Source organism: Aliirhizobium sp. YIM B11859 (assembly GCF_057163345.1).
Map to the genome: position 1 here is coordinate 1 of NZ_JBXHAY010000048.1, position 893 is coordinate 893.

The window sequence follows — 893 nt, forward strand, 5'->3', positions numbered from 1 at the left end:
GCGACCCGCTTGCAGTCTTGTCTTAAGACCAGCTTCTCGAGATTAAATCCGGGTCCGTGCGGTTAGCAACCGGACATCAATAGATCGTCAGAGATGCAACAGACCCTAAAGCCCATAACACCAACAACGACCGACCAGAGTGACAAGCTTCCTATCTCCACCGATCCCTCTTTCGTGTCCGGCCGGCTAGGCCATCAACGACATCATAAGGATCAGCTTCAAACCCAGGCCTACCTTGCGGTAAAACCCGAACCTGGAAGCCTCCAGATCAATCTTCTCTTCACGATTTTTGCAGAACAGGCACAAATGCAGATCGCATTGTGCAAACTTTTTTTCTTCAGAAGACAATGTTGAACCGAAAGGAGATTAACTCGACTTTCGATCGGTCCGCCCTTAGGCCAGAGGCCGTCGCCGATCGTTCGGCGCGCCGTCCGCAGCGTAGCATCCGAAGGATGCGTCAGCGTGAGGACCAAATATGGTGGAGCTGAGCGGGATCGAACCGCTGACCCCCTGCTTGCAAAGCAGGTGCTCTCCCAGCTGAGCTACAGCCCCAATTCGCAAATGCGTCTATCGGGAACAGCTTCAACTGACACGGTCAGCAAAAAGCCCGTTCATCAACACCATTACCGCTACGATCTTATCGACTGTGTCCGCATCCACCAGCACCAACATTCGCCATGCAAATGGTGGGCCCGGGTAGACTCGAACTACCGACCCCACGCTTATCAAGCGTGTGCTCTAACCAACTGAGCTACGGGCCCATTCAGTCAAACCGGTCGTGCGGTTATTGTCTTCTTGAAGAAAGAGAAACGTAGTCGGCGGTTTTCGCCATACCATCCGATATCCGAGGATATTCCGTGGCGTATTGCGTTTCGATGGTCACCTGACTGGTG

General features: G+C 53.2%; 2 tRNA genes. Both read right to left on the reverse strand.

Annotated features, from left to right (window positions below):
* Positions 1-476 precede the first annotated feature (476 nt).
* A tRNA-Ala gene (locus tag AC2GXZ_RS32555) sits at positions 477-552 on the reverse strand.
* Positions 553-684: 132 nt separating this feature from the next.
* Positions 685-761, reverse strand: a tRNA-Ile gene (locus AC2GXZ_RS32560).
* Between the last annotated feature and the right edge of the window lie 132 nt (positions 762-893).